General features: G+C 67.5%; 16 protein-coding genes. 10 read left to right on the top strand and 6 right to left on the bottom strand.

The window, feature by feature from the left end:
• Nucleotides 1-20: 20 nt before the first annotated feature.
• Nucleotides 21-1,304: a metal-dependent hydrolase family protein gene (locus ASC55_RS06350; protein ID WP_055873774.1), complete on the bottom strand. Its 1,284-nt coding sequence runs from the start codon at nt 1,302-1,304 to the stop codon at nt 21-23.
• Nucleotides 1,305-1,501: 197 nt separating this feature from the next.
• On the opposite strand from ASC55_RS06350, the gene ASC55_RS06355 reads away from it, so the two are divergent.
• The 3 genes from ASC55_RS06355 to ASC55_RS06365 all read left to right on the top strand — a co-directional run bounded on the left by ASC55_RS06355 (nt 1,502) and on the right by ASC55_RS06365 (nt 4,827).
• Entirely contained in the window at nt 1,502-1,750 is a 249-nt protein-coding gene (locus ASC55_RS06355; protein WP_055865014.1) for a LapA family protein, read from the top strand.
• A 117-nt stretch (nt 1,751-1,867) separates the two neighbouring features.
• Nucleotides 1,868-3,463, top strand: a complete 1,596-nt coding sequence (locus ASC55_RS06360; protein ID WP_055873777.1) for a helix-turn-helix transcriptional regulator — start codon at nt 1,868-1,870, stop codon at nt 3,461-3,463.
• A gap of 41 nt (nt 3,464-3,504) precedes the next feature.
• Nucleotides 3,505-4,827, top strand: a complete 1,323-nt coding sequence (locus tag ASC55_RS06365; RefSeq protein WP_162243044.1) for a threonine/serine ThrE exporter family protein — start codon at nt 3,505-3,507, stop codon at nt 4,825-4,827.
• 199 nt (nt 4,828-5,026) lie between these two features.
• Here ASC55_RS06365 and nrdF read toward each other — a convergent pair whose 3' ends face one another.
• Genes nrdF through nrdH form a run of 4 tightly spaced genes read right to left on the bottom strand, consistent with a single transcriptional unit; the run spans nt 5,027 to nt 8,867 of the window.
• On the bottom strand, nt 5,027-6,004 hold the full coding sequence (gene nrdF / locus ASC55_RS06370) for a class 1b ribonucleoside-diphosphate reductase subunit beta (protein WP_017828866.1): 978 nt from the start codon (nt 6,002-6,004) through the stop codon (nt 5,027-5,029).
• A 47-nt stretch (nt 6,005-6,051) separates the two neighbouring features.
• Nucleotides 6,052-8,196, bottom strand: coding sequence for a class 1b ribonucleoside-diphosphate reductase subunit alpha (nrdE, locus tag ASC55_RS06375; RefSeq protein WP_055865022.1), 2,145 nt, complete (start codon nt 8,194-8,196; stop codon nt 6,052-6,054).
• Nucleotides 8,193-8,627 (bottom strand): class Ib ribonucleoside-diphosphate reductase assembly flavoprotein NrdI, encoded by a 435-nt coding sequence (gene nrdI, locus ASC55_RS06380; protein WP_055865024.1) that lies wholly within the window; start codon nt 8,625-8,627, stop codon nt 8,193-8,195. The genes nrdE and nrdI overlap by 4 nt, the downstream gene beginning before the upstream one ends.
• 6 nt (nt 8,628-8,633) lie before the next feature.
• Nucleotides 8,634-8,867, bottom strand: a complete 234-nt coding sequence (gene nrdH, locus ASC55_RS06385; RefSeq protein WP_017828869.1) for a glutaredoxin-like protein NrdH — start codon at nt 8,865-8,867, stop codon at nt 8,634-8,636.
• Nucleotides 8,868-9,303: 436 nt separating this feature from the next.
• On the opposite strand from nrdH, the gene ASC55_RS06390 reads away from it, so the two are divergent.
• The 6 genes from ASC55_RS06390 (at nt 9,304) to ASC55_RS06415 (ending at nt 15,296) form a co-directional block, all read left to right on the top strand.
• Nucleotides 9,304-10,467 (top strand): MFS transporter, encoded by a 1,164-nt coding sequence (locus ASC55_RS06390; RefSeq protein ID WP_055873783.1) that lies wholly within the window; start codon nt 9,304-9,306, stop codon nt 10,465-10,467.
• Complete coding sequence (locus tag ASC55_RS06395; protein WP_055873786.1) at nt 10,464-11,381, top strand: sugar kinase; 918 nt, start codon at nt 10,464-10,466, stop codon at nt 11,379-11,381. The genes ASC55_RS06390 and ASC55_RS06395 overlap by 4 nt, the downstream gene beginning before the upstream one ends.
• Nucleotides 11,382-11,437: 56 nt before the next feature.
• Nucleotides 11,438-12,196, top strand: coding sequence for an alpha/beta fold hydrolase (locus ASC55_RS06400; protein WP_055873791.1), 759 nt, complete (start codon nt 11,438-11,440; stop codon nt 12,194-12,196).
• Entirely contained in the window at nt 12,193-13,353 is a 1,161-nt protein-coding gene (locus ASC55_RS06405) for an acyl-CoA dehydrogenase family protein (RefSeq protein WP_055873793.1), read from the top strand. Before ASC55_RS06400 ends, ASC55_RS06405 begins: the two co-directional genes overlap by 4 nt.
• A gap of 84 nt (nt 13,354-13,437) precedes the next feature.
• A complete protein-coding gene (locus ASC55_RS06410; RefSeq protein ID WP_017828874.1) occupies nt 13,438-13,905 on the top strand; it encodes an Lrp/AsnC family transcriptional regulator in 468 nt (155 codons plus the stop codon).
• Nucleotides 13,902-15,296, top strand: a complete 1,395-nt coding sequence (locus tag ASC55_RS06415; RefSeq protein ID WP_055873797.1) for an aspartate aminotransferase family protein — start codon at nt 13,902-13,904, stop codon at nt 15,294-15,296. Before ASC55_RS06410 ends, ASC55_RS06415 begins: the two co-directional genes overlap by 4 nt.
• Nucleotides 15,297-15,329: 33 nt before the next feature.
• On the opposite strand, the gene ASC55_RS06420 is transcribed toward ASC55_RS06415, so the two are convergent.
• Nucleotides 15,330-16,871 (bottom strand): PucR family transcriptional regulator, encoded by a 1,542-nt coding sequence (locus tag ASC55_RS06420; RefSeq protein WP_082524337.1) that lies wholly within the window; start codon nt 16,869-16,871, stop codon nt 15,330-15,332.
• Between the two features lie 102 nt (nt 16,872-16,973).
• On the opposite strand from ASC55_RS06420, the gene ASC55_RS06425 reads away from it, so the two are divergent.
• Nucleotides 16,974-18,458: a CoA-acylating methylmalonate-semialdehyde dehydrogenase gene (locus ASC55_RS06425; RefSeq protein ID WP_055865043.1), complete on the top strand. Its 1,485-nt coding sequence runs from the start codon at nt 16,974-16,976 to the stop codon at nt 18,456-18,458.
• Nucleotides 18,459-18,461 lie beyond the last annotated feature (3 nt).

An 18,461-nucleotide genomic window follows, 5' to 3' on the forward strand; every position in this document is an offset into this window, starting at 1 on the left:
CGATCGGCGTCGACATGGTCTCAGGCTTCGTTCTTGACGATCTGGCCGGATTTGACGATCAGGGCGAAGTTCGTGTCGGGGTCGGCGATGAGCGAGAGGTCCGCGATCGGGTCTCCGTCGACGAGGATCAGGTCCGCCCATGCCCCCTCGGCGATCACGCCGAGCTTCGCCCCGCGATAGGTGTTGCGCTCACCCGCGAGTTCGAAGAGCGCCGCGTTGCCGGAGGTGAGCATCGTGAGGGCCTCGGCATTGCTGTAGAAATCACCCAGGCGGGCGGCCATGACGCTCTGGCGCGGCGCCGACTGCGGCTCGAGAAGCAGATCGGTCCCCCATGCCGTCTTCACGCCGTGCTGCCTCGCCCATCCGTACACTTCATCGGTGCCGTTACAGATCTCGGTGTTCTTGGCAGCGCGCACAGGGTCGGGATAGTGATGGTCGTCCTCGGCGAACGGCTGCATCGAGAGCCATGCTCCCTTCTCGGCGATGAGTGCGATCGTCGCCTCGTCGGCGAGGTGACCATGCTCGATCGAGGTGACGCCGGCGTCGAGAGCGCGCGCGATCCCCGCGGGCGTGTAGACATGGGTGGCGACGTAGGTGCCGTAGTCCGTCGCCGCCTGGACCGCGGCTCGGACCTCATCCGAGGTGTACTGCAGGGTGTTGAGCGGGTCGTACATCGACGCCGCTCCCCCGCCGAGAGTGAGCTTGATCTGGCTCGCCCCCATCTTGAGCTGCTCCCTGACGGCGGCCAGAACACGCGGCACACCGTCCGCGACGCGGGTGAAGTGGATGTCCTCGGTGCGACTCGGCGCGCCTCCGAACTCCTCGGGCACGTCGTAGACGAACGAGAAGTCGGCGTGGCCCGAGGTCTGCGAGATCATCGCCTGGCTCGGGAATATCCGGGGGCCTTCGAAGACTCCGCGGTCGATGAGCGACTTGACCGGTGCGGTATCGCCGCCCATGTCCCGCACCGTCGTGAACCCGCGCAGCAGCATCCGCTTCGCCTCGGCGATGGTGTTTCCGTAGAGCGCGCCGGTGGGTCCCTGAAGGAACTCCATCATGCTGTTGGCGTTCCCCATCAGGTGCACGTGCGCATCGCTCAGCCCCGGCATAAGGAAGCGTCCCCTGGCATCGATCTCGATGACCCCGTCGGAGGCGTCGCCGGCGACGGGAGCCGAGGACACCCCGACGACGTGCGATCCTTCGATCAGGACGTCGACGTTGTCCTGCGTCTTCGCGTTCACGCCGTCGAAGACGCGAGCATTGCGGATGATCATCCTCTGCGGTGCATTCGTCCCTGGGGTCATGGCCGTGACACTATGACGCGGCCCGGCCACGGCCGTGCTTCCCGCAGAGATTTCCCCCGCCTCGTCATTCGGGTGATGACCCCGTTCACCCTCTGCCCTTCACCCGGCTCTCATCCCTCTCGTGGTGTGCCGCGAAAGGTGAGTAGTCTCCTCCCTGGAGCGGTCCGCGAGCGCGCGACAGCAGGAGGAGGAGACGTATGCCTGAGAAGGAACATTCGAAGAGCGACGTGGATCAGCCGAACAGGACGAACGGCGCGAAGGCGATCATCGCGATCATCATCGCCATCGCCGCACTCTCCTTCGTGTTCTCGAACGTCGCTCCCGCGACTCTCCGGTTCCTCTTCCTCGAGTTCACGATGCCTGCCTGGGGCTGGTTCCTCGCAGTGCTGGCGGCCGGCGTCGTGATCGGCTCCCTCTTCCCGTGGCTGCGTCCGCGGAAGAAGTGACGTGGCCTCCCACCGCGGTCCGTGCGCCGGCCCCGAATCCACGACTCGACCGAACCTCCGCCGTCTCGCCGCCGGACGCGCCGCAGCCGTGACCGCGCGTCCGAACTGAGTCCGCCGATGCCACAGAACACACGCGGCACCTCGGCGCGCGGCGAATCCATGAACCTGACGGACAGTGCGCGAGCGATCGACGCGTTGCGAAGCGCCGTGCAGTCGAAGAACGACGAGAGGGTCGCGCACGCGGCCATGATGAACATCTGGCCGTTGTACAGCGTGCACGCGGCCGAGCTGGTGGAGGCCGTCGAGGGGCTTCCCTCGCCCGTGCTGGAGCGGTATCCCGTGCTGCGCATCCTGCACCGCATGACACCGGTCCTGGCGCGCACCAGCCGTCCGTTCAAACCCCTCATCTATCCCGATGATGCTCGGAATATGAGCCCGGACGAACTCGATATCTTCACGCTCGTGCAGATGGTCGCGTTCCGGCTCAGCGGAGACGTCGCAGCGGCCATGATCTATGCCCGTCGTCTGCAGGATCGCATCGTGGAGATCCGCGTCGAGTCCCGCGAGCGCCCCGACGGACCGCTCTGGTTCTACCACCAGCAGATCGGATCGACGCTCCTCGCCGCCGGGGAGACCGCCGCGGCCCTCCTCGAGTTCACGACGGCCCGCGACCTGGGAAGACTGTCCCCCCAGGCCGACGCCGAGCGCATGGCGCTGGGCCGCACCGCGCTCGCCCACGCTGTTCGCGGGTCTCTCGACGACGCGGAGAGCACCCTCGACGAGATCGCCCTGCTGCCGCAGGTCACGCATGCCCATGCGGCCTCGACGATGATGACGGAGCGGTGCGCGAGGGCCCTGCTCGCCGTCGATCAGATGGCACCGGAGGCGGGTGCGCTTCTGAGCCGGCTCGAGACCTACGACAGCATCGAGCTCACCTGGCCTTTCGCGCTGCTTGCGCGCACGCGTCACCTGTTGGCCCTGCAGCACCCCGACGATGCCGTCGAGGCCGTCAGTTTGGCGCGCGACGCGCACCCCGACCAGCACGGGTCGTTCGCGACCGATGTCATCAACGCGGTGTCGATCGAAGCTCTCTGGTCGATCGGCGACACGACCTCGGCGCGTCGGCTCGCCGACTCATCCGCCCGCTCCGGAGTGCTCAGCCGCATGGCGATCATCCGGCACGCACTCCTGGAATCCCGACTCGACACCGCTGCCGCGGGGTTGCGCCAGATGTCCGCCGCACGGTCGCTGGGACCGGGGCAGCGTGCGGAGGCCACGCTCCTGTCGGCGTGGTTGGAGTGCGCCCTCACCGATGGCGTCGCCGCGGAGACCGCCGCCCAGGTCGCGCGGATCGCGTCGCGCCCCGGGAAGCGCCGACTCATCTCCACGATGCCGCTCCAGCTGATCGAGCGCGTGCGAGAGCGCCTCTCGCCCGAGGATGCGGTCGCCTTCTCCGCACTCACCGGCGGTCTCGACTCCGCCGACCACCCTCGTCGCCCCGCGCTCACCGCGAGCGAGATCCGGGTACTCCATGCCCTCCCTCTGCACGCCACGACCGCGGAAATCGCCGCAGCGCTGTATGTCTCGCCGAACACGATCAAGTCCCAGCTGAGATCCCTCTACCGCAAGCTCGGATGTTCGACGCGCGACGACGCGATCAGCATCGCCTCCCGGCTGCGCCTGCTGAACACCGAGACCTCGAACCGGCCATGATGGCACCACCCGTGCGTGCGGCGAACTCGGACCCCGGGATCATGAGTCGCGCTCGGGGCGCGCTGCAGGCGCTGCGCCCGCGGGCCGCGACCGCGGACACGGACGCGCCCGATGTAGGCGTGACCGCGATGCTGGGAGAACTCGGCGCAGCGCTCCTGGCCGCGTCGCAGGCGACGAGCGATGTGGAGGAGACGCTCGACCGGCTCGCCCGGCAGTACGATCGCGCCGATCTCCGTGTCTTCGTCCTCCCGACGATCGTCATGGTCGAGGATCCGCGCAGGGCATCGTCGCAGACCTCTCTGTTCGCCGCAGACGGCACCGCGCTGCGCCTCGATCAGGTGGATGCCCTCGAGAGGCTCGTTCGTCAGGCGTCGCAGAGCACGCCGTCTCCGCAGGATGTCGTGGCGCGGCTCAGCGCGATCCGATCGGCACCCCCGCGCTTCGGACCGGTGCTCACCGTGTTCGGGTACACCCTGCTCACAGTCGGGTTCGGACTCGTGCTCAATCCGACCCTCACCGCTCTCCCGGTGTATGTGCTGCTCGGGGTGGTCGTGGGCTCGATCGTCCTCATCGGCGCCCGCGTCGCCACGCTGTCGCTGATCCTGCCCGTGCTGACCGCCTTCTCGGTGACGCTCCTGATCTCCGTGCTCGTGCGCCCTCTGGTGCACGACGACGTGCTCCGTCTCGTCGCGCCGTCCTTGGTGTCGTTCCTTCCAGGACTCACTCTCACCATCGCCGCCGTGGAACTCACCTCAGGGCAGATGATGGCGGGGGCGAGCCGCCTGGTATCCGGTATCGCCCGGCTCGGCCTCCTCGCTTTCGGGGTGTACGCGGGCATCTCGCTGGCAGGCGAGCCGCCTCCTCCCACCACCGCACCTGTGCAGCTCGGGGCGTGGGCACCGTGGGCGGGCATCGTTCTGGTCGCCCTCGGCTACTACCTCTACTCCGCTGCTCCGCGACGCTCCCTCCTGTGGATCCTCTATGCGTTGGTCGTCGCCTACTCCGCGCAGCTTCTGGGCGATGCGCTGGTGGGAGCCGAGATGTCGGGACTCGTCGGCGCCCTGATCGTCATCCCCGCCGTCATGCTCGCCGGGCGCCTCGCGGCGTCACCCTCGACCGCGGTCATGCTCACGTGCGCGTACTGGCTCCTGGTGCCGGGCGCCATGGGATTCATCGGGCTCAGCGAGGCCGCCTCGGGCACGTCGGGCGCCACGGACACCATCCTGCGGACCTTCGGCTCGCTCACGGCGATCGCGATCGGGATGCTGCTGGGCGCGGGTCTGAGTCGCGACGTGATGGCGATGTCGCGCGGATGGCGACAGGCGCGGCGTCGCAGCGGCCGCGATGCGCACGACCGATCGTGACCTGCCTGATGCCGCTGCTGGCCGTGCAGGCAGCCCGACCCCGTCAAGAACCACTTCGGGTTGAGAAGGTAGCCGAGAGCAATCGCATCTGGAGTCCCGCCCTCGCTCGAAAATACAAAAGGCCCCGACCAGCCGCTCGTGGTGAGCAGCCGGCCGGAGCCTTTGGTACGTCAGCGAATCCGGTGCCGACGCGACGGACTCAGAAGTCCCAGTCGTCGTCTTCTGTGGCCTCGGCCTTGCCGATCACGTACGACGAGCCCGACCCCGAGAAGAAGTCGTGGTTCTCGTCGGCGTTCGGCGAGAGCGCCGACAGGATGGCCGGGTTCACGTTCGTGACGCTGGAGGGGAACATCGCCTCGTAGCCCAGGTTCATGAGGGCCTTGTTGGCGTTGTAGTGCAGGAACTTCTTCACGTCTTCGGTCAGACCGACGCCGTCGTAGAGGTCCTGCGTGTACTGCACCTCGTTGTCGTAGAGCTCGTACATGAGCGAGAACGTGTAGTCCTTGAGCTCATCGCGGCGCTCCTGGGTCTCGTTCTCGAGGCCCTTCTGGAACTTGTAGCCGATGTAGTAGCCGTGCACGGCCTCGTCACGGATGATGAGGCGGATCAGGTCGGCCGTGTTCGTCAGCTTCGCCTTCGAGGACCAGTAGATCGGCAGGTAGAAGCCCGAATAGAACAGGAAGGACTCCAGCAGGGTGGAGGCCACCTTGCGCTTGAGCGGGTCGTCGCCCTGGTAGTAGTCCATGATGATCTGAGCCTTCTTCTGAAGGTTCGGGTTCTCGGTGGACCAGCGGAACGCCTCGTCGATCTCCTTCGTCGACGCGAGCGTCGAGAAGATCGAGGAGTAGCTCTTCGCGTGCACCGACTCCATGAACGCAATGTTCGTGTAGACGGCCTCTTCGTGAGGCGTGATCGCGTCGGGGATCAGCGACACCGCGCCCACGGTGCCCTGGATCGTGTCGAGCAGCGTGAGACCGGTGAACACCCGCATGGTGAGCAGCTGCTCGTCGGGGGTGAGCGTGTTCCACGACTGCACGTCGTTCGACAGCGGCACCTTCTCGGGCAACCAGAAGTTGTTCACCAGACGGTTCCAGACCTCGAGGTCTTTGTCGTCCTGGATGCGGTTCCAGTTGATCGCCTGCACGCTGGAGACCAGCTTGAGTCTTTCGGGAGTCATTTTCTTCGTCGTTTCTCGGGATTCAGAGTTCTCAGGTCAACAACAGGTCAGAGCATGCACGAGACGCACTCGGCCATGTCGGTGCCCTCGAGCGCCAGCTGACGCAGGCGGATGTAGTAGATCGTCTTGATGCCCTTGCGCCATGCGTAGATCTGCGCCTTGTTGATGTCACGCGTAGTGGCGGTGTCCTTGAAGAACAGCGTCAGCGACAGGCCCTGGTCGACGTGCTGCGTGGCCGCGGCGTACGTGTCGATGACCTTCTCGTAGCCGATCTCGTACGCGTCCTGGTAGTACTCCAGGTTGTCGTTCGTCATGAACGCCGCCGGGTAGTAGACGCGACCGAGCTTGCCTTCCTTGCGGATCTCGATCTTCGACGCGATCGGGTGGATCGACGACGTCGAGTTGTTGATGTACGAGATCGAACCGGTCGGCGGCACGGCCTGCAGGTTCTGGTTGTAGATGCCGTGCTTCTGGATCGACGCCTTCAGCTCAGCCCAGTCGTCCTGCGTCGGGATGTGCTTGCCGGCGAAGAGCTCCTTGACCTTCTCGGTCGCGGGGACCCAGGCCTGGTCGATGTACTTGTCGAAGAACTCGCCCGATGCGTAGGTCGAGTCCTCGAACCCGTCGAACGTGGTGCCGCGCTCGATGGCGAGGTTGTTCGACGCACGCAGCGCGTGGAACAGCACCGTGTAGAAGTAGATGTTCGTGAAGTCGATGCCCTCTTCGGAGCCGTAGTACACGTGCTCGCGAGCGAGGTACCCGTGCAGGTTCATCTGGCCGAGGCCGATCGCGTGAGAGCGGTCGTTGCCGTCTTCGATCGAGCGCACCGAGCCGATGTGGCTCTGGTCGCTCACTGCGGTGAGAGCGCGGATCGCCGTCTCGACGGTCTGTCCGAGGTCGTCGGCGTCCATCGACAGCGCGATGTTCATCGAGCCGAGGTTGCAGGAGATGTCCTTGCCGATGTTGTCGTACGACAGGTCGGCGTTGTACGTGGTCGGCGTGTTCACCTGCAGGATCTCGCTGCAGAGGTTGGACATGTTGATCCGACCCTTGATCGGGTTGGCCTTGTTCACCGTGTCTTCGAACATGACGTACGGGTAGCCGGACTCGAACTGGATCTCGGCGACGGTCTGGAAGAACTCGCGCGCGTTGATCTTGGTCTTCTTGATGCGCGGGTCGTCGACCATCTCGCGGTACTTCTCGGTGACCGAGATGTCGCCGAACGGAACGCCGTAGACCTTCTCGACGTCGTACGGCGAGAACAGGTACATGTCCTCGTCGTTCTTGGCGAGCTCGAACGTGATGTCCGGCACAACGACGCCCAGGGACAGCGTCTTGATGCGGATCTTCTCGTCGGCGTTCTCGCGCTTGGTGTCGAGGAAGCGCATGATGTCGGGGTGGTGGGCGTTGAGGTACACCGCGCCGGCGCCCTGACGCGCACCGAGCTGGTTGGCGTAGCTGAAGCTGTCTTCGAGGAGCTTCATCACCGGGATGATGCCCGAGGACTGGTTCTCGATCTGCTTGATCGGCGCACCCGATTCGCGGATGTTCGACAGCAGCAGGGCGACGCCGCCGCCGCGCTTGGAGAGCTGCAGGGCGGAGTTGATGCCGCGGGCGATCGACTCCATGTTGTCTTCGATGCGCAGCAGGAAGCAGCTGACGAGCTCGCCGCGCTGCGCCTTTCCGGCGTTGAGGAAGGTCGGGGTGGCCGGCTGGAAGCGGCCGGAGATGATCTCCTCGACGAGGGCGACGGCGAGCTTCTCATCGCCGTCCGCCAGTCCGAGGGCGGTCATGACGACGCGGTCTTCGAAGCGCTCGAGGTAGCGCTTGCCGTCGAACGTCTTGAGCGTGTAGCTCGTGTAGTACTTGAACGCGCCGAGGAAGGTCTCGAAGCGGAACTTCTTGCCATAGGCGAGGTCGTTGAGCTTCTGGATGAACTCCATCGAGTACTTCTCGATAACGGCGCCCTCGTAGTACTCCTTCTCCACGAGGTAGTCCAGGCGCTCCTTGAGCGAGTGGAAGAACACCGTGTTCTGGTTCACGTGCTGCAGGAAGTACTCCCGTGCGGCGCGCTTGTCGGCGTCGAACTGGATCTTGCCGTCCGCGTCGTACAGGTTGAGCATCGCGTTGAGGGCGTGATAGTCGAGACCCTCATAGGAGGGGTTCGCCTTGAATGCCGCTGTCTCGGTCACTGAAGCTGCCACCGTCGTTCCAATCCGTCGCTCACGCGATCCACATCGTCTTGTGTGCCGAAGATCTCGAGCCGATACAAGTGAGGCACGTTGCACTTGCGGCTGATGATGTCACCGGCGAGGCAGAACGCCTCGCCGAAGTTGGTGTTGCCCGCGGAGATCACGCCGCGGATGTGGCGCCGGTTGCGCTCGTCGTTGAGAAACCGGATCACCTGTTTCGGAACGGCGCCCTTCTCGACGCCGCGCCCTGCTCCCCCGCCGTAGGTGGGGGTGACCAGCACGAAGGGCTCGTCGATGACGAGGTCTTCTTCGTGCCGGTGGAGGGGGATGCGTCGGGACGGGAGCCCGAGCTTCTCGATGAACCGCGCGGTGTTACCCGAGACGCTCGAGAAGTAGATCAGGAGCGGCGCTGCGGTCGCGACGGCGCTCATGGGGCGTCACGCCAGACGGGAGGCGAGCTCGTCGATCTTGTCGGGACGGAAGCCCGACCAGTGACCCTCGTCGGTGACGACGACGGGTGCCTGCATGTAGCCGAGCGCCTTGACCTGCTCGAGCGCCGTCGGGTCTTCCGACAGGTCGAGGATCTCGTACTCGATGCCCTTGGCATCCAGGGCACGGTAGGTGGCGTTGCACTGAACGCAGGAAGGCTTTGTGTAGACCGTGATCGACATCTTTTTCGTAACCCCTCAAATCTCTGGCCTGCTTCTCATCAGGCTGTTTCCCGGTAGACCCCTGCCGGGACTTCAATACTACATATGGGGACCGACATTGGGGGCGACCACAAGGGGTAGTAGTTACATCCTTGTAGTTATCCACCGTTCTCTACAGATACAACACAGGTTCTCCACCGTTTCTTCCACAGGCAGAGGCCCCGTACGGGGACACTCGAACCGCAGGAAATCGCGGCTGGGAAGCACCCGTGAGCGATCTGTCCACAGGGGCGACCATACGAGGGGCTTCGGACATTCCGAGACCTGTGGAAACTCCCTCTCGGCGTGTCGGCGGCGTGTCGCATCCGTACCCGCTTCGACGCTCCCCGCCGGGTGCCGGTACCGTTGTCTGGTGGCGGGATATCGGGATCTTCTTCGCACGCCGGGAGTGGCGCGCATGATCGCTGCTCAGCTGACGGCGCGCTTCCCCAACGGGATGATGTCGCTGGCGATCCTGCTGCATGTCGAGCAGCAGACGGGGTCTTACGGATCTGCCGGTCTGGTGCTCGCCGCGACCAGTGTGGGGCAGGCGATCGCCGGCCCCATCACCAGCCGGTGGATGGGCGTCTGGGGCATGCGTCGCGTGATCACCCTCACCCTGTCGGTATGCGTCGTGGCGGTGCTGTGCCTCGCCCTGCTCCCGCTCGAAGTACCGGGGTACATGGCGCTCGGGATGGTCGCGGGCCTCTCCACTCCGCCGGTCCAGGCCGCGGTCCGTACGATCTACCCCAAGCTCGTGAACTCGTCGAACCTCACTCCGTTGTTCTCCCTCGACGCCTCGCTGCAGGAGATCATCTGGGTGCTGGCCCCCGTCGTGATCACGCTCGTCTCCACCCAGGTCGGCACCGCGGAGGGACTGCTGCTGGTGGCGATCATCCTCGTCGGCGGCGGAGCGTGGTTCATCCTCTCCCCCGAGGTCGGGCGCGTGCGCATCCCACGCAGTCGCAACGCTCTCGGCAAGGTCGTGCTCAAGCCGCCCGTGCTGCTGGCGACCGTGATCGGCTTCCTCCTGATCGGGGCCTGCGCCGCCGTGGAGGTCGGCGTGGTCGCGACGTTCGAGCACGGAAGCCTCGCCGCCGGTCTCGTGCTCGCCGTGTTCTCGGCCGGAAGCCTCGCCGGCGGTCTGGCGTTCGGACACATCCCCATCGGGCCGTGGGCCATGGCGCGCCGGCTGCTGATCGTGACGATCGGGCTCGGCCTGACGATGGTCATGCTCAACGTCTTCTGGCTGGGCGGCACCCTGATCCTCGCCGGCATCGGCATCGCCCCCGCTCTCGCCGTGCTCTTCGCCATCACCTCGGCCAGCGTGAAGTTCAGCGAGACCGCTGAGGCGTTCGGATGGGCAGGCACCGGTCAGCTCATCGGCGCCGCGGCAGGATCCGCCGTCGCCGGCTTCCTGGTCGATGTCGGCGACTGGCGCGGTGCGTACCTCGCCGCCACGATCTTCGCCGCGGTCGGGCTCCTCGTAGCCGTCGTCTTCGTCCGCTCCTTCCCCGACCTGCGTCACCGCGACGCGAGCCCGCATCCCGACACCGAACCCCTGGCGGTCACCCCCTCATGAGCTCCTCCTCCTCGACCTCTGCCCCCGAGATCGTCTGCATCGGCGAGACCATGGCGCTGATCACCCCGACGGACGCCCGGCTGGCCGATGCCGCCGCGGCGACGATCGGTCTCGCCGGCGCGGAGTCCAACGTGGCTGCCGGCGCAGCCTCCACCGGGCATCGCGTCGCCTGGGCATCGCGTCTGGGCGCTGACCCCCTCGGCGACCGCGTCGCCACCGAGCTCGAGCAGCGAGGCGTGGAGCTGTGGATCGACCGCGATGCCACCGCGCCGACCGGAGTCATGTTCAAGGATCCGGGAGCGGAGTCGTCCTCCGTCTACTACTACCGTCAGGGGTCAGCCGCCTCCCGCATGGAGCCGGGATTCCTCACGACCGCGCAGCTCCAGGGCGTGCGGATCGTGCACACCACCGGGATCACCCCCGCGCTCTCCGCGTCGTGTCGTGAGATGGTGGATCGGCTCTTCATCGACGCACGCGCGGCAGGCGCTCTCGTGTCGTTCGACGTGAACGACCGTCGTCCGCTGTGGAGCACGCAGGAGGCGGCCGAGACCCTCGCCCGCCTGGCGGACGCCGCGGACATCACCTTCGTCGGCCGCGACGAGGCTGAACGCATCTGGGGCACGGCGACGCCGGCCGAGATCCGCGCGTTCCTCCCGAACTGCGCGCTGCTGGTCGTCAAGGACGGCGACGTCGGCGCCACCGCCTTCGACGGCGACGCCGAACCGGTTTTCGTCCCCGCCCCGGTGGTCGACGTCGTCGAACCGGTCGGCGCAGGCGACGCGTTCGCCTCCGGATTCCTGGCGGCCATCCTCGAGGGAGCCGACCTCGCCGCATGCCTGTCCGCCGGCCACGCGGCCGCCGAGCGCGTGCTGACGATCGCTGCCGACCTTCCGCCGCTGGTGACGCTCAGCTGAACGCCGCGGGCTCCCCCGCCAGGACGACCCCGCTCCCCCGGTCGTAGGCTGGTGCCATGCCCGCACCGCTCACTCTGCCCCGTATCTCGTGGGGCTCCCCGTCGGCATCCCGGCGAGCGCTTCTGGTTCACGGCCTCGGGTCGTCCGGCGCTCTGATGTGGCGTCTCGGCGACGCTCTCGCCGATGCGGGATGGCACGCGACAGCCGTGGATCTGCGAGGTCACGGCGACGCGCCGCGCTCCCTGGACTACTCGGTCGCCGCATACGGTGCCGACCTCGCCGTCACGCTCCCCGAAGGCGGCGGCGCCTGGGACGCAGTCATCGGCCACTCGCTCGGCGGCGCCGCCAGCACGGTCGCCGCAGCATCCGCTGCGGAATGGACGCGGCGTCTCGTGCTCATCGATCCCGCGATCCACGTGGACGGACGCGATGCGGCGATCGTCCGCCGCAGCCAGGAGCGCGCATTCGCCGACACCCGGCTCGAGGTCGTGCAGCAGGAGCATCCGCACTGGCATCCGCAGGATCAGGAGCTCAAGGTCGACGCCGTCCTGCGCGCGAGCGCCTGGGCCGTGGAGCAGACCAGCGCCCAGAACCAGCCCTGGGACGTGCGCGCCGAGGCCGCGCGGCTGCGCGTGCCCACGCACGTGATCGGCGCCGACCCCGCCGTCTACAGCATCTTCACGGGTGCTCTCGCCGACGAGGTCCTCGCCGCGAACCCCTTGATCTCCCTGTCGATCGTCGAGGGCGCAGGACACTCCCTGCACCGCGATCGCCCGGAGGAATCCGTCCGTCAGCTTCTGGAGGCACTGGCATGAGCACGTTCGATCCCGCGGAATTCCTCCCCGACGACCTTCTCGAGCGCATCCGCGAGCGCGCACCGATCCATGACCGCGAGAACACCTTCCCCGCGCAGGACCTCGACGAGCTGCGGGCCGCGGGATACCTGTCGATCCTCGTGCCGACCGTGCGCGGGGGCGCCGGACTCGGACTCGCCGAAGCCGCGATCCTGCAGCAGCGTCTCGCGGGTGCCGCACCGGCGACCGCCCTGGCCGTCAACATGCACCTCGTGTGGACGGGCGTCGCCAAGGTCTTCTCCGACCGCGGCGTACCCGGACTGGAGTTCGTGCAGGATGGCGCGGTGGCGGGCGAGGTCTTCGCGTTCGGCATCAGCGAGGGCGGCAACGACCTGGTGCTGTTCGGCAGCGACACCGCAGCCGTGCCCGATGGCGACGGCGGATACTCCTTCACCGGCACCAAGATCTTCACCTCCCTCGCCCCGGTGTGGACGCGACTGGGCCTGCACGGGCTCGACACCACGAGCCCCGACGCGCCCCAGCTCGTGTTCGCCTTCATCGAGCGGACGGATGCGGTCACCACCTCCGACGACTGGGACACCCTCGGCATGCGCGGCACGCAGAGTCGCACCACGCGGCTGAACGGCGCCGTCGCCGATGCTGCGCACGTGGTGCGCCGTATCGACCCGGGCCCCAGCCCCGACCCCATCGTGTTCGGCATCTTCTCGGTCTTCGAGATCCTGCTCGCGTCCGTCTACACAGGCATCGCCCGCCGAGCACTGGAACTCGCCGTCACGACGGCGCAGAAGCGGCACTCGAAGAAGACGGGTCTCGCCTACAGCCAGGATCCCGACATCCGCTGGCGCATCGCCGACATGGCGATCGCCTACGACGCGCTGCCGCCGCAGATCGCCGCGCTCGCACGCGATGTGGACGACCGTGTCGATCACGGCGCGCGGTGGTTCCCGCAGCTCTCCGGCGTCAAGCACCGCGCGATCACGATGGCCAAGCATGTCGTCGACGAGGCGATGCTCGTCGCCGGCGGCGGGTCGTACTTCTCCGCCAACGAGCTCTCCCGCCTCTACCGCGACGTGCTGGCCGGGGCGTTCCACCCCTCCGACCCCGAATCCGCGCACGCCACCGCGGCGAGCGCGTGGTTGGGCCCTCTCGAAAGCTGAGTTTTTCTGCCGATTCCGCTGGACGAATAGCCATATTCTGCGAAATCGGTTGCCGAGAGCATCGTGGAGTGCGAGGATCGCACCATGAGTCCGGCGAAGAAGCACCCTTCCCTCGATGCGGTCTCGAAGACGATCGTCGAGCTGCTCCAAGAGGACGGCCGTCGTTCCTACTCCGAGATCGGCCGCACCGTAGGGATGAGCGAGGCGGCCGTGCGCCAGAGGGTGCAGCGGCTGACCGAGTCCGGTGTCATGCAGATCGTCGCCGTCACCGACCCGATGCAGCTGGGCTTCCATCGCCAGGCCATGATCGGCGTGCGCGTGTCCGGCGATGCCCGCCGCGTCGCCGAGGCGATCGCCGCGATCGACGCCGTGGACTACGTCGTCATCACGGTCGGCTCCTTCGACGTCCTCGCCGAGGTGGTCTGCGAGGACGATGACGACCTGCTCGCACTGATCAACGACGTCATCCGCCCGATCGAGGGCGTTCTCTCCACCGAAACCTTCATATACGCCAAGCTGCAGAAGCAGCTCTACAACTGGGGGACCAGATGAGCATCGCACGCACCATCCCGTCGGAATCCGAGCTGCAGACGATGGCGAAGGATCATCTCTGGATGCACTTCACCCGGCAGTCCACGATGGCCGAGTCTGGTGTGCCCATCATCGTCAAGGGCGAGGGTCATCGGATCTGGGACGCCAAGGGCAAGGAGTACTTCGACGGCCTCGCCGGACTCTTCGTCGTGAACGCCGGCCACGGTCGGCGACGACTGGCAGAGGCCGCGGCGGCACAGGCGTCCGAGCTGGCATTCTTCCCGCTGTGGTCGTATGCGCACCCGGCGGCGATCGAACTGGCCGACCGCCTCGCGGACGAGGCACCCGGCGACCTGAACAAGGTCTTCTTCTCCACCGGTGGCGGCGAGGCGGTCGAGACCGCCTTCAAGCTCGCCAAGCACTACTGGAAGCTGCAGGGAAAGCCCGCCAAGCACAAGGTCATCTCGCGCGCGGTGGCGTACCACGGCACCCCGCAGGGCGCTCTGGCGATCACCGGCATCCCGGCTATGAAGTCGATGTTCGAACCGGTCACCCCCGGCGGCTTCCGCGTGCCGAACACCAACTTCTACCGCGCGGCCGAGATGGGCGGGCCCGCCGATGACCTCGAGGCCTTCGGGCGGTGGGCGGCCGACCGCATCGAGGAGATGATCCTCTTCGAAGGGGCCGACACCGTGGCCGCGGTCTTCCTCGAGCCCGTGCAGAACTCCGGCGGATGCTTCCCGCCCCCTCCCGGCTACTTCGCCCGCGTGCGCGAGATCTGCGACCGCCACGACGTGCTGCTCGTCTCGGACGAGGTCATCTGCGCCTTCGGCCGCCTCGGACACACGTTCGCGTGCACGGGCCTGGGCTACGTGCCCGACATGATCACGTGCGCCAAGGGCATGACGAGCGGCTACTCCCCCATCGGGGCGACGATCATCAGCGACCGCATCTACGAGCCCTTCTCGAAGGGCGACATGTCCTTCCCGCACGGCTACACCTTCGGCGGACACCCGGTCTCGGCCGCGGTCGCGCTGGAGAACCTCGCGATCTTCGACGAGGAGGGGTTGAACGCGCACGTGCGTGAGAACTCTCCGCTGTTCCGCTCCGAGCTCGAGAAGCTGCTCGATCTGCCGCTGGTCGGCGATGTGCGCGGCGACGGATACTTCTTCGGCATCGAGCTCGTGAAGGACAAGGCGACCAAGGAGACCTTCGACGACGCCGAGTCGGAGCGGCTGCTGCGCGGCTTCCTCTCCCCCGCCCTGTTCGAAGCCGGTCTGTACTGCCGTGCGGATGACCGCGGCGACCCCGTGATCCAGCTCGCGCCGCCGCTCACCGTCGGGCCTTCGGAGTTCCGCGAGATCGAGCAGATCCTGCGGGATGTGCTCACGCGCGCGCAGTCGGTCCTCTGACCGTCGCGGACACGGCACTGCGCGGCGCGGAGGTCACACGACCGGCGCCGCGCTCCGCTTCGCCAGCAGCGCGAGGTGGAGTGCGGCGAGGGTCTCCCCGTCGTCGAGATCCACATCGAGCAGGTCGCCGATCAGCGTGAGGCGCTGGTAGAAGACGGAGCGTGAGAGGTGGCTCGCGGCTGCGGCGGCCGAGCGGTTGCCGGGGTGTGCCACGAGCGCCGCCAGCACATCGAGCAGGTCGCCACGGCGCTCGCGGTCGTGCGTCACGAGCGGCGCCAGCATCCGTTCGCTGTGTGCGAGCAGGCGATGGTCGTCGCGCAACGACGCGACGAAGCGCTCGAGCGGACGGTCGTCCACGCGCCGCACGCGCGGACCGCCATCCGAACGGTCGCTGGCCGCCAGATCGCGCGCGGCCCGCAGCGAGGCGAGCAGACCCAGCACGTCGTCCGCAGGGGGTCCGACGAAGACCGTGCGGTCAGGACCGACGAGGCTCGCGACGAGCGCATCCGACAGCGGAACGGATGCCGGCAGCGACAGCAGTGCGACATCGTCGTCACCCACCCGCGCGGCGACCACCGCGACCCCGAGCTGCGCCGCGCGGTGCGCAAGGTGCACCGCAGGTTCCGTGCCACGTGCCACGATGCCGTGGCAGTGCCGCCCGGCGAGCAGGAAGCCGCTGGTCGCGAGGCGGGCCTCGATGTCATCCGGACTCGCGAACCGCGCGCCGAGCAGGTCGTCGATGAGGCCGCGCTGTGCCAGCAGCGACCACTCGGAATCACCGCCGTCCGCGAGGCACCCGAAGGCGAGGGCCGTGGCCCCCTGTTCGAGCACGGTGAGCCGGCCGGCCGGATGCGCGGGTCCGGGGAGCGCGAGCAGGGTCCCCCACCGCACGCCGCGCGCCTGCACCGGCACGCGGTCGGCGGAGCGCAGCATTCCCAGTGCCTGGGCCACCGGCATCCGCAGGGTCTCGTGCGCGATCACCTCGCGCGCCAGGTTCTCCAGCACGACGGGTGCGCCGAGCGCCCGCGCCGTCTCGGCGACGACGACATCGGCCGGGGCTCCCCGCAGGCTCAGCGCCGTGAAGAGTTCGTGCAGGTGCTGGCGTTCGCGCAGCGCCATGGTCTGCGCGGCGATCAGCGCGCGGTGCACGGTCTCGGTGACGGCGACGAACTTGACCTCGCTGGTCAGTGCGATCAGCGCGAGCCCGCGCTCCGCGCACACCTCGACGACGGCATCCGGGATGCGCGCCTGGCCGGAGCCGAGCTCGACCACGATGCCCGCGACCCCGGCCTGGTGCAGTCCCTGGGCGAAAGCACGCAGCTCCGCCGCAGCGGTCGGCCAGCCGGCCCCGGTGCTGAGCAGGAGTTCCCCGCCGTCGAGCAGACGGGCGACACCGGCGCTGTCGGACACGTGCACCCAGCGCACGGCGGCATCGAGCGCACTGCCGCCGACGATCAGCTCGGGAGCGCCCGCCTGCAGCACGGGCTCTGCGAGCACATCGGCGACCGTGAGGAGTGCGTCACCGCGTGTCGGACGATCTGTCCGGATGAAGCGGAAGTCCTGACGTTCTGACATCACGATCAGCTCCCTCGCTCTGTGATCATTGAGGAGCACAAGCCTATCGAACACCGGTCAGAGTGTTCGAGCCCCGCACTCTTCAGCCCTCGGAGGAACATCGTGGACATCGTCCGTCACGTCATCAACGGCACGGAGACCGCCGAAGCGGCCCGCACCGGTCAGATCTTCGACCCCGCAACGGGTCAGGTGTCCAAGCAGGTCGCCTTCGCATCGGCGGCCGAGGTGGAGACCGCGATCGCCGCGGCTGCGGCCGCCCTGCCGGCCTGGCGCGAGACGAGCCTGATCAAACGCGCCGACGTGTTCTTCCGCCTTCGCCAGCTGTTGAAGGAGCGCACGCCCGAGCTGGCCGCGATCGTCACCTCCGAGCACGGCAAGGTGCTCTCGGATGCCGCCGGCGAGGTGTCGCGCGGCATCGAGAACGTCGAGTTCGCGGCCGGACTCGTGCACCTTCTCAAGGGCGAGCGCAGCGAGCAGGTCTCGCGCGGTGTCGACGTGCACTCGGTCAAGCAGCCGGTCGGCGTCGTCGCCGCGATCACCCCGTTCAACTTCCCCGTGATGGTGCCGCTGTGGATGGTGGCCTCGGCCATCGCCTGCGGCAACACGGTCGTGCTCAAGCCGAGCGAGAAGGACCCGTCCGCCGCGGTGTGGCTCGCGAAGCTCTTCACCGAGGCCGGTCTCCCCGACGGCGTGCTCAACGTCGTCCACGGCGACAAGGAGGCCGTGGACGCGATCCTCGACTCCTCCAGGGTCGACGCCGTCAGCTTCGTCGGCTCCACCCCGATCGCCCGCTCGATCTACCAGCGCGCCTCGTCCGCCGGCAAGCGCGTGCAGGCCCTCGGCGGCGCCAAGAACCACATGGTCGTCATGCCCGACGCCGACATCGATGCGGCCGCAGACGCCGCGGTCTCCGCCGCCTACGGCTCCGCCGGCGAGCGCTGCATGGCCGTCTCGGTGCTGGTCGCGGTGGGCGACATCGCCGATGACCTGGTCTCCGCCATCGCCTCGCGCATCGACGGGCTGAAGATCGGCGCCGGCACGGATGCCGAAAGCGAGATGGGTCCGCTCATCACCCGCGAGCACCGCGACAAGGTCGCCTCCTATGTCACCGGCGCCGAGGCCGAGGGCGCGACGGTCGTCGTCGACGGCACGCAGAAGCAGTTCGACTCCGAGGGCTTCTTCCTCGGCGTCAGCCTGATCGACCAGGTCGCCCCCGGCATGAAGGTCTACGACGACGAGATCTTCGGCCCGGTGCTGTCGGTCGTGCGCGTCGAGACCTACGCTGAGGCGGTGGCCCTCGTGAACGCGAACGCCTACGGCAACGGCACCGCGATCTTCACGCGGGACGGCGGCACCGCCCGCCAGTACGAGTTCGACATCGAGGTCGGCATGGTCGGGGTCAACGTACCGATCCCGGTACCGATCGGCGCCTACTCGTTCGGCGGATGGAAGGACTCGCTGTTCGGCGACTCCCATATCTACGGCCCCGAGTCGGTGCACTTCTACACGCGCTCCAAGGTCGTCACGACCCGCTGGCCCGACCACACCCCGTCGCAGATCGACCTCGGCTTCCCGAGCAACCACTGACAG

The sequence above is a fragment of the Microbacterium sp. Root322 genome (assembly GCF_001425645.1).
GTDB lineage: Bacteria > Actinomycetota > Actinomycetes > Actinomycetales > Microbacteriaceae > Microbacterium > Microbacterium maritypicum.

Coding starts and splice junctions, on each gene's coding strand:
- nrdI (WP_055865024.1), bottom strand. CDS start 8,627: ATGAGCGCCGTCGCGACCGCAGCGCCGCTCCTGATCTACTTCTCGAGC.
- ASC55_RS06420 (WP_082524337.1), bottom strand. CDS start 16,871: ATGTCAGAACGTCAGGACTTCCGCTTCATCCGGACAGATCGTCCGACA.
- ASC55_RS06350 (WP_055873774.1), bottom strand. CDS start 1,304: ATGACCCCAGGGACGAATGCACCGCAGAGGATGATCATCCGCAATGCT.
- nrdH (WP_017828869.1), bottom strand. CDS start 8,867: ATGTCGATCACGGTCTACACAAAGCCTTCCTGCGTTCAGTGCAACGCC.
- ASC55_RS06415 (WP_055873797.1), top strand. CDS start 13,902: ATGAGCATCGCACGCACCATCCCGTCGGAATCCGAGCTGCAGACGATG.
- ASC55_RS06410 (WP_017828874.1), top strand. CDS start 13,438: ATGAGTCCGGCGAAGAAGCACCCTTCCCTCGATGCGGTCTCGAAGACG.
- ASC55_RS06365 (WP_162243044.1), top strand. CDS start 3,505: ATGAGTCGCGCTCGGGGCGCGCTGCAGGCGCTGCGCCCGCGGGCCGCG.
- ASC55_RS06390 (WP_055873783.1), top strand. CDS start 9,304: ATGATCGCTGCTCAGCTGACGGCGCGCTTCCCCAACGGGATGATGTCG.
- nrdF (WP_017828866.1), bottom strand. CDS start 6,004: ATGACTCCCGAAAGACTCAAGCTGGTCTCCAGCGTGCAGGCGATCAAC.
- ASC55_RS06405 (WP_055873793.1), top strand. CDS start 12,193: ATGAGCACGTTCGATCCCGCGGAATTCCTCCCCGACGACCTTCTCGAG.
- ASC55_RS06360 (WP_055873777.1), top strand. CDS start 1,868: ATGCCACAGAACACACGCGGCACCTCGGCGCGCGGCGAATCCATGAAC.
- ASC55_RS06400 (WP_055873791.1), top strand. CDS start 11,438: ATGCCCGCACCGCTCACTCTGCCCCGTATCTCGTGGGGCTCCCCGTCG.
- ASC55_RS06355 (WP_055865014.1), top strand. CDS start 1,502: ATGCCTGAGAAGGAACATTCGAAGAGCGACGTGGATCAGCCGAACAGG.
- ASC55_RS06395 (WP_055873786.1), top strand. CDS start 10,464: ATGAGCTCCTCCTCCTCGACCTCTGCCCCCGAGATCGTCTGCATCGGC.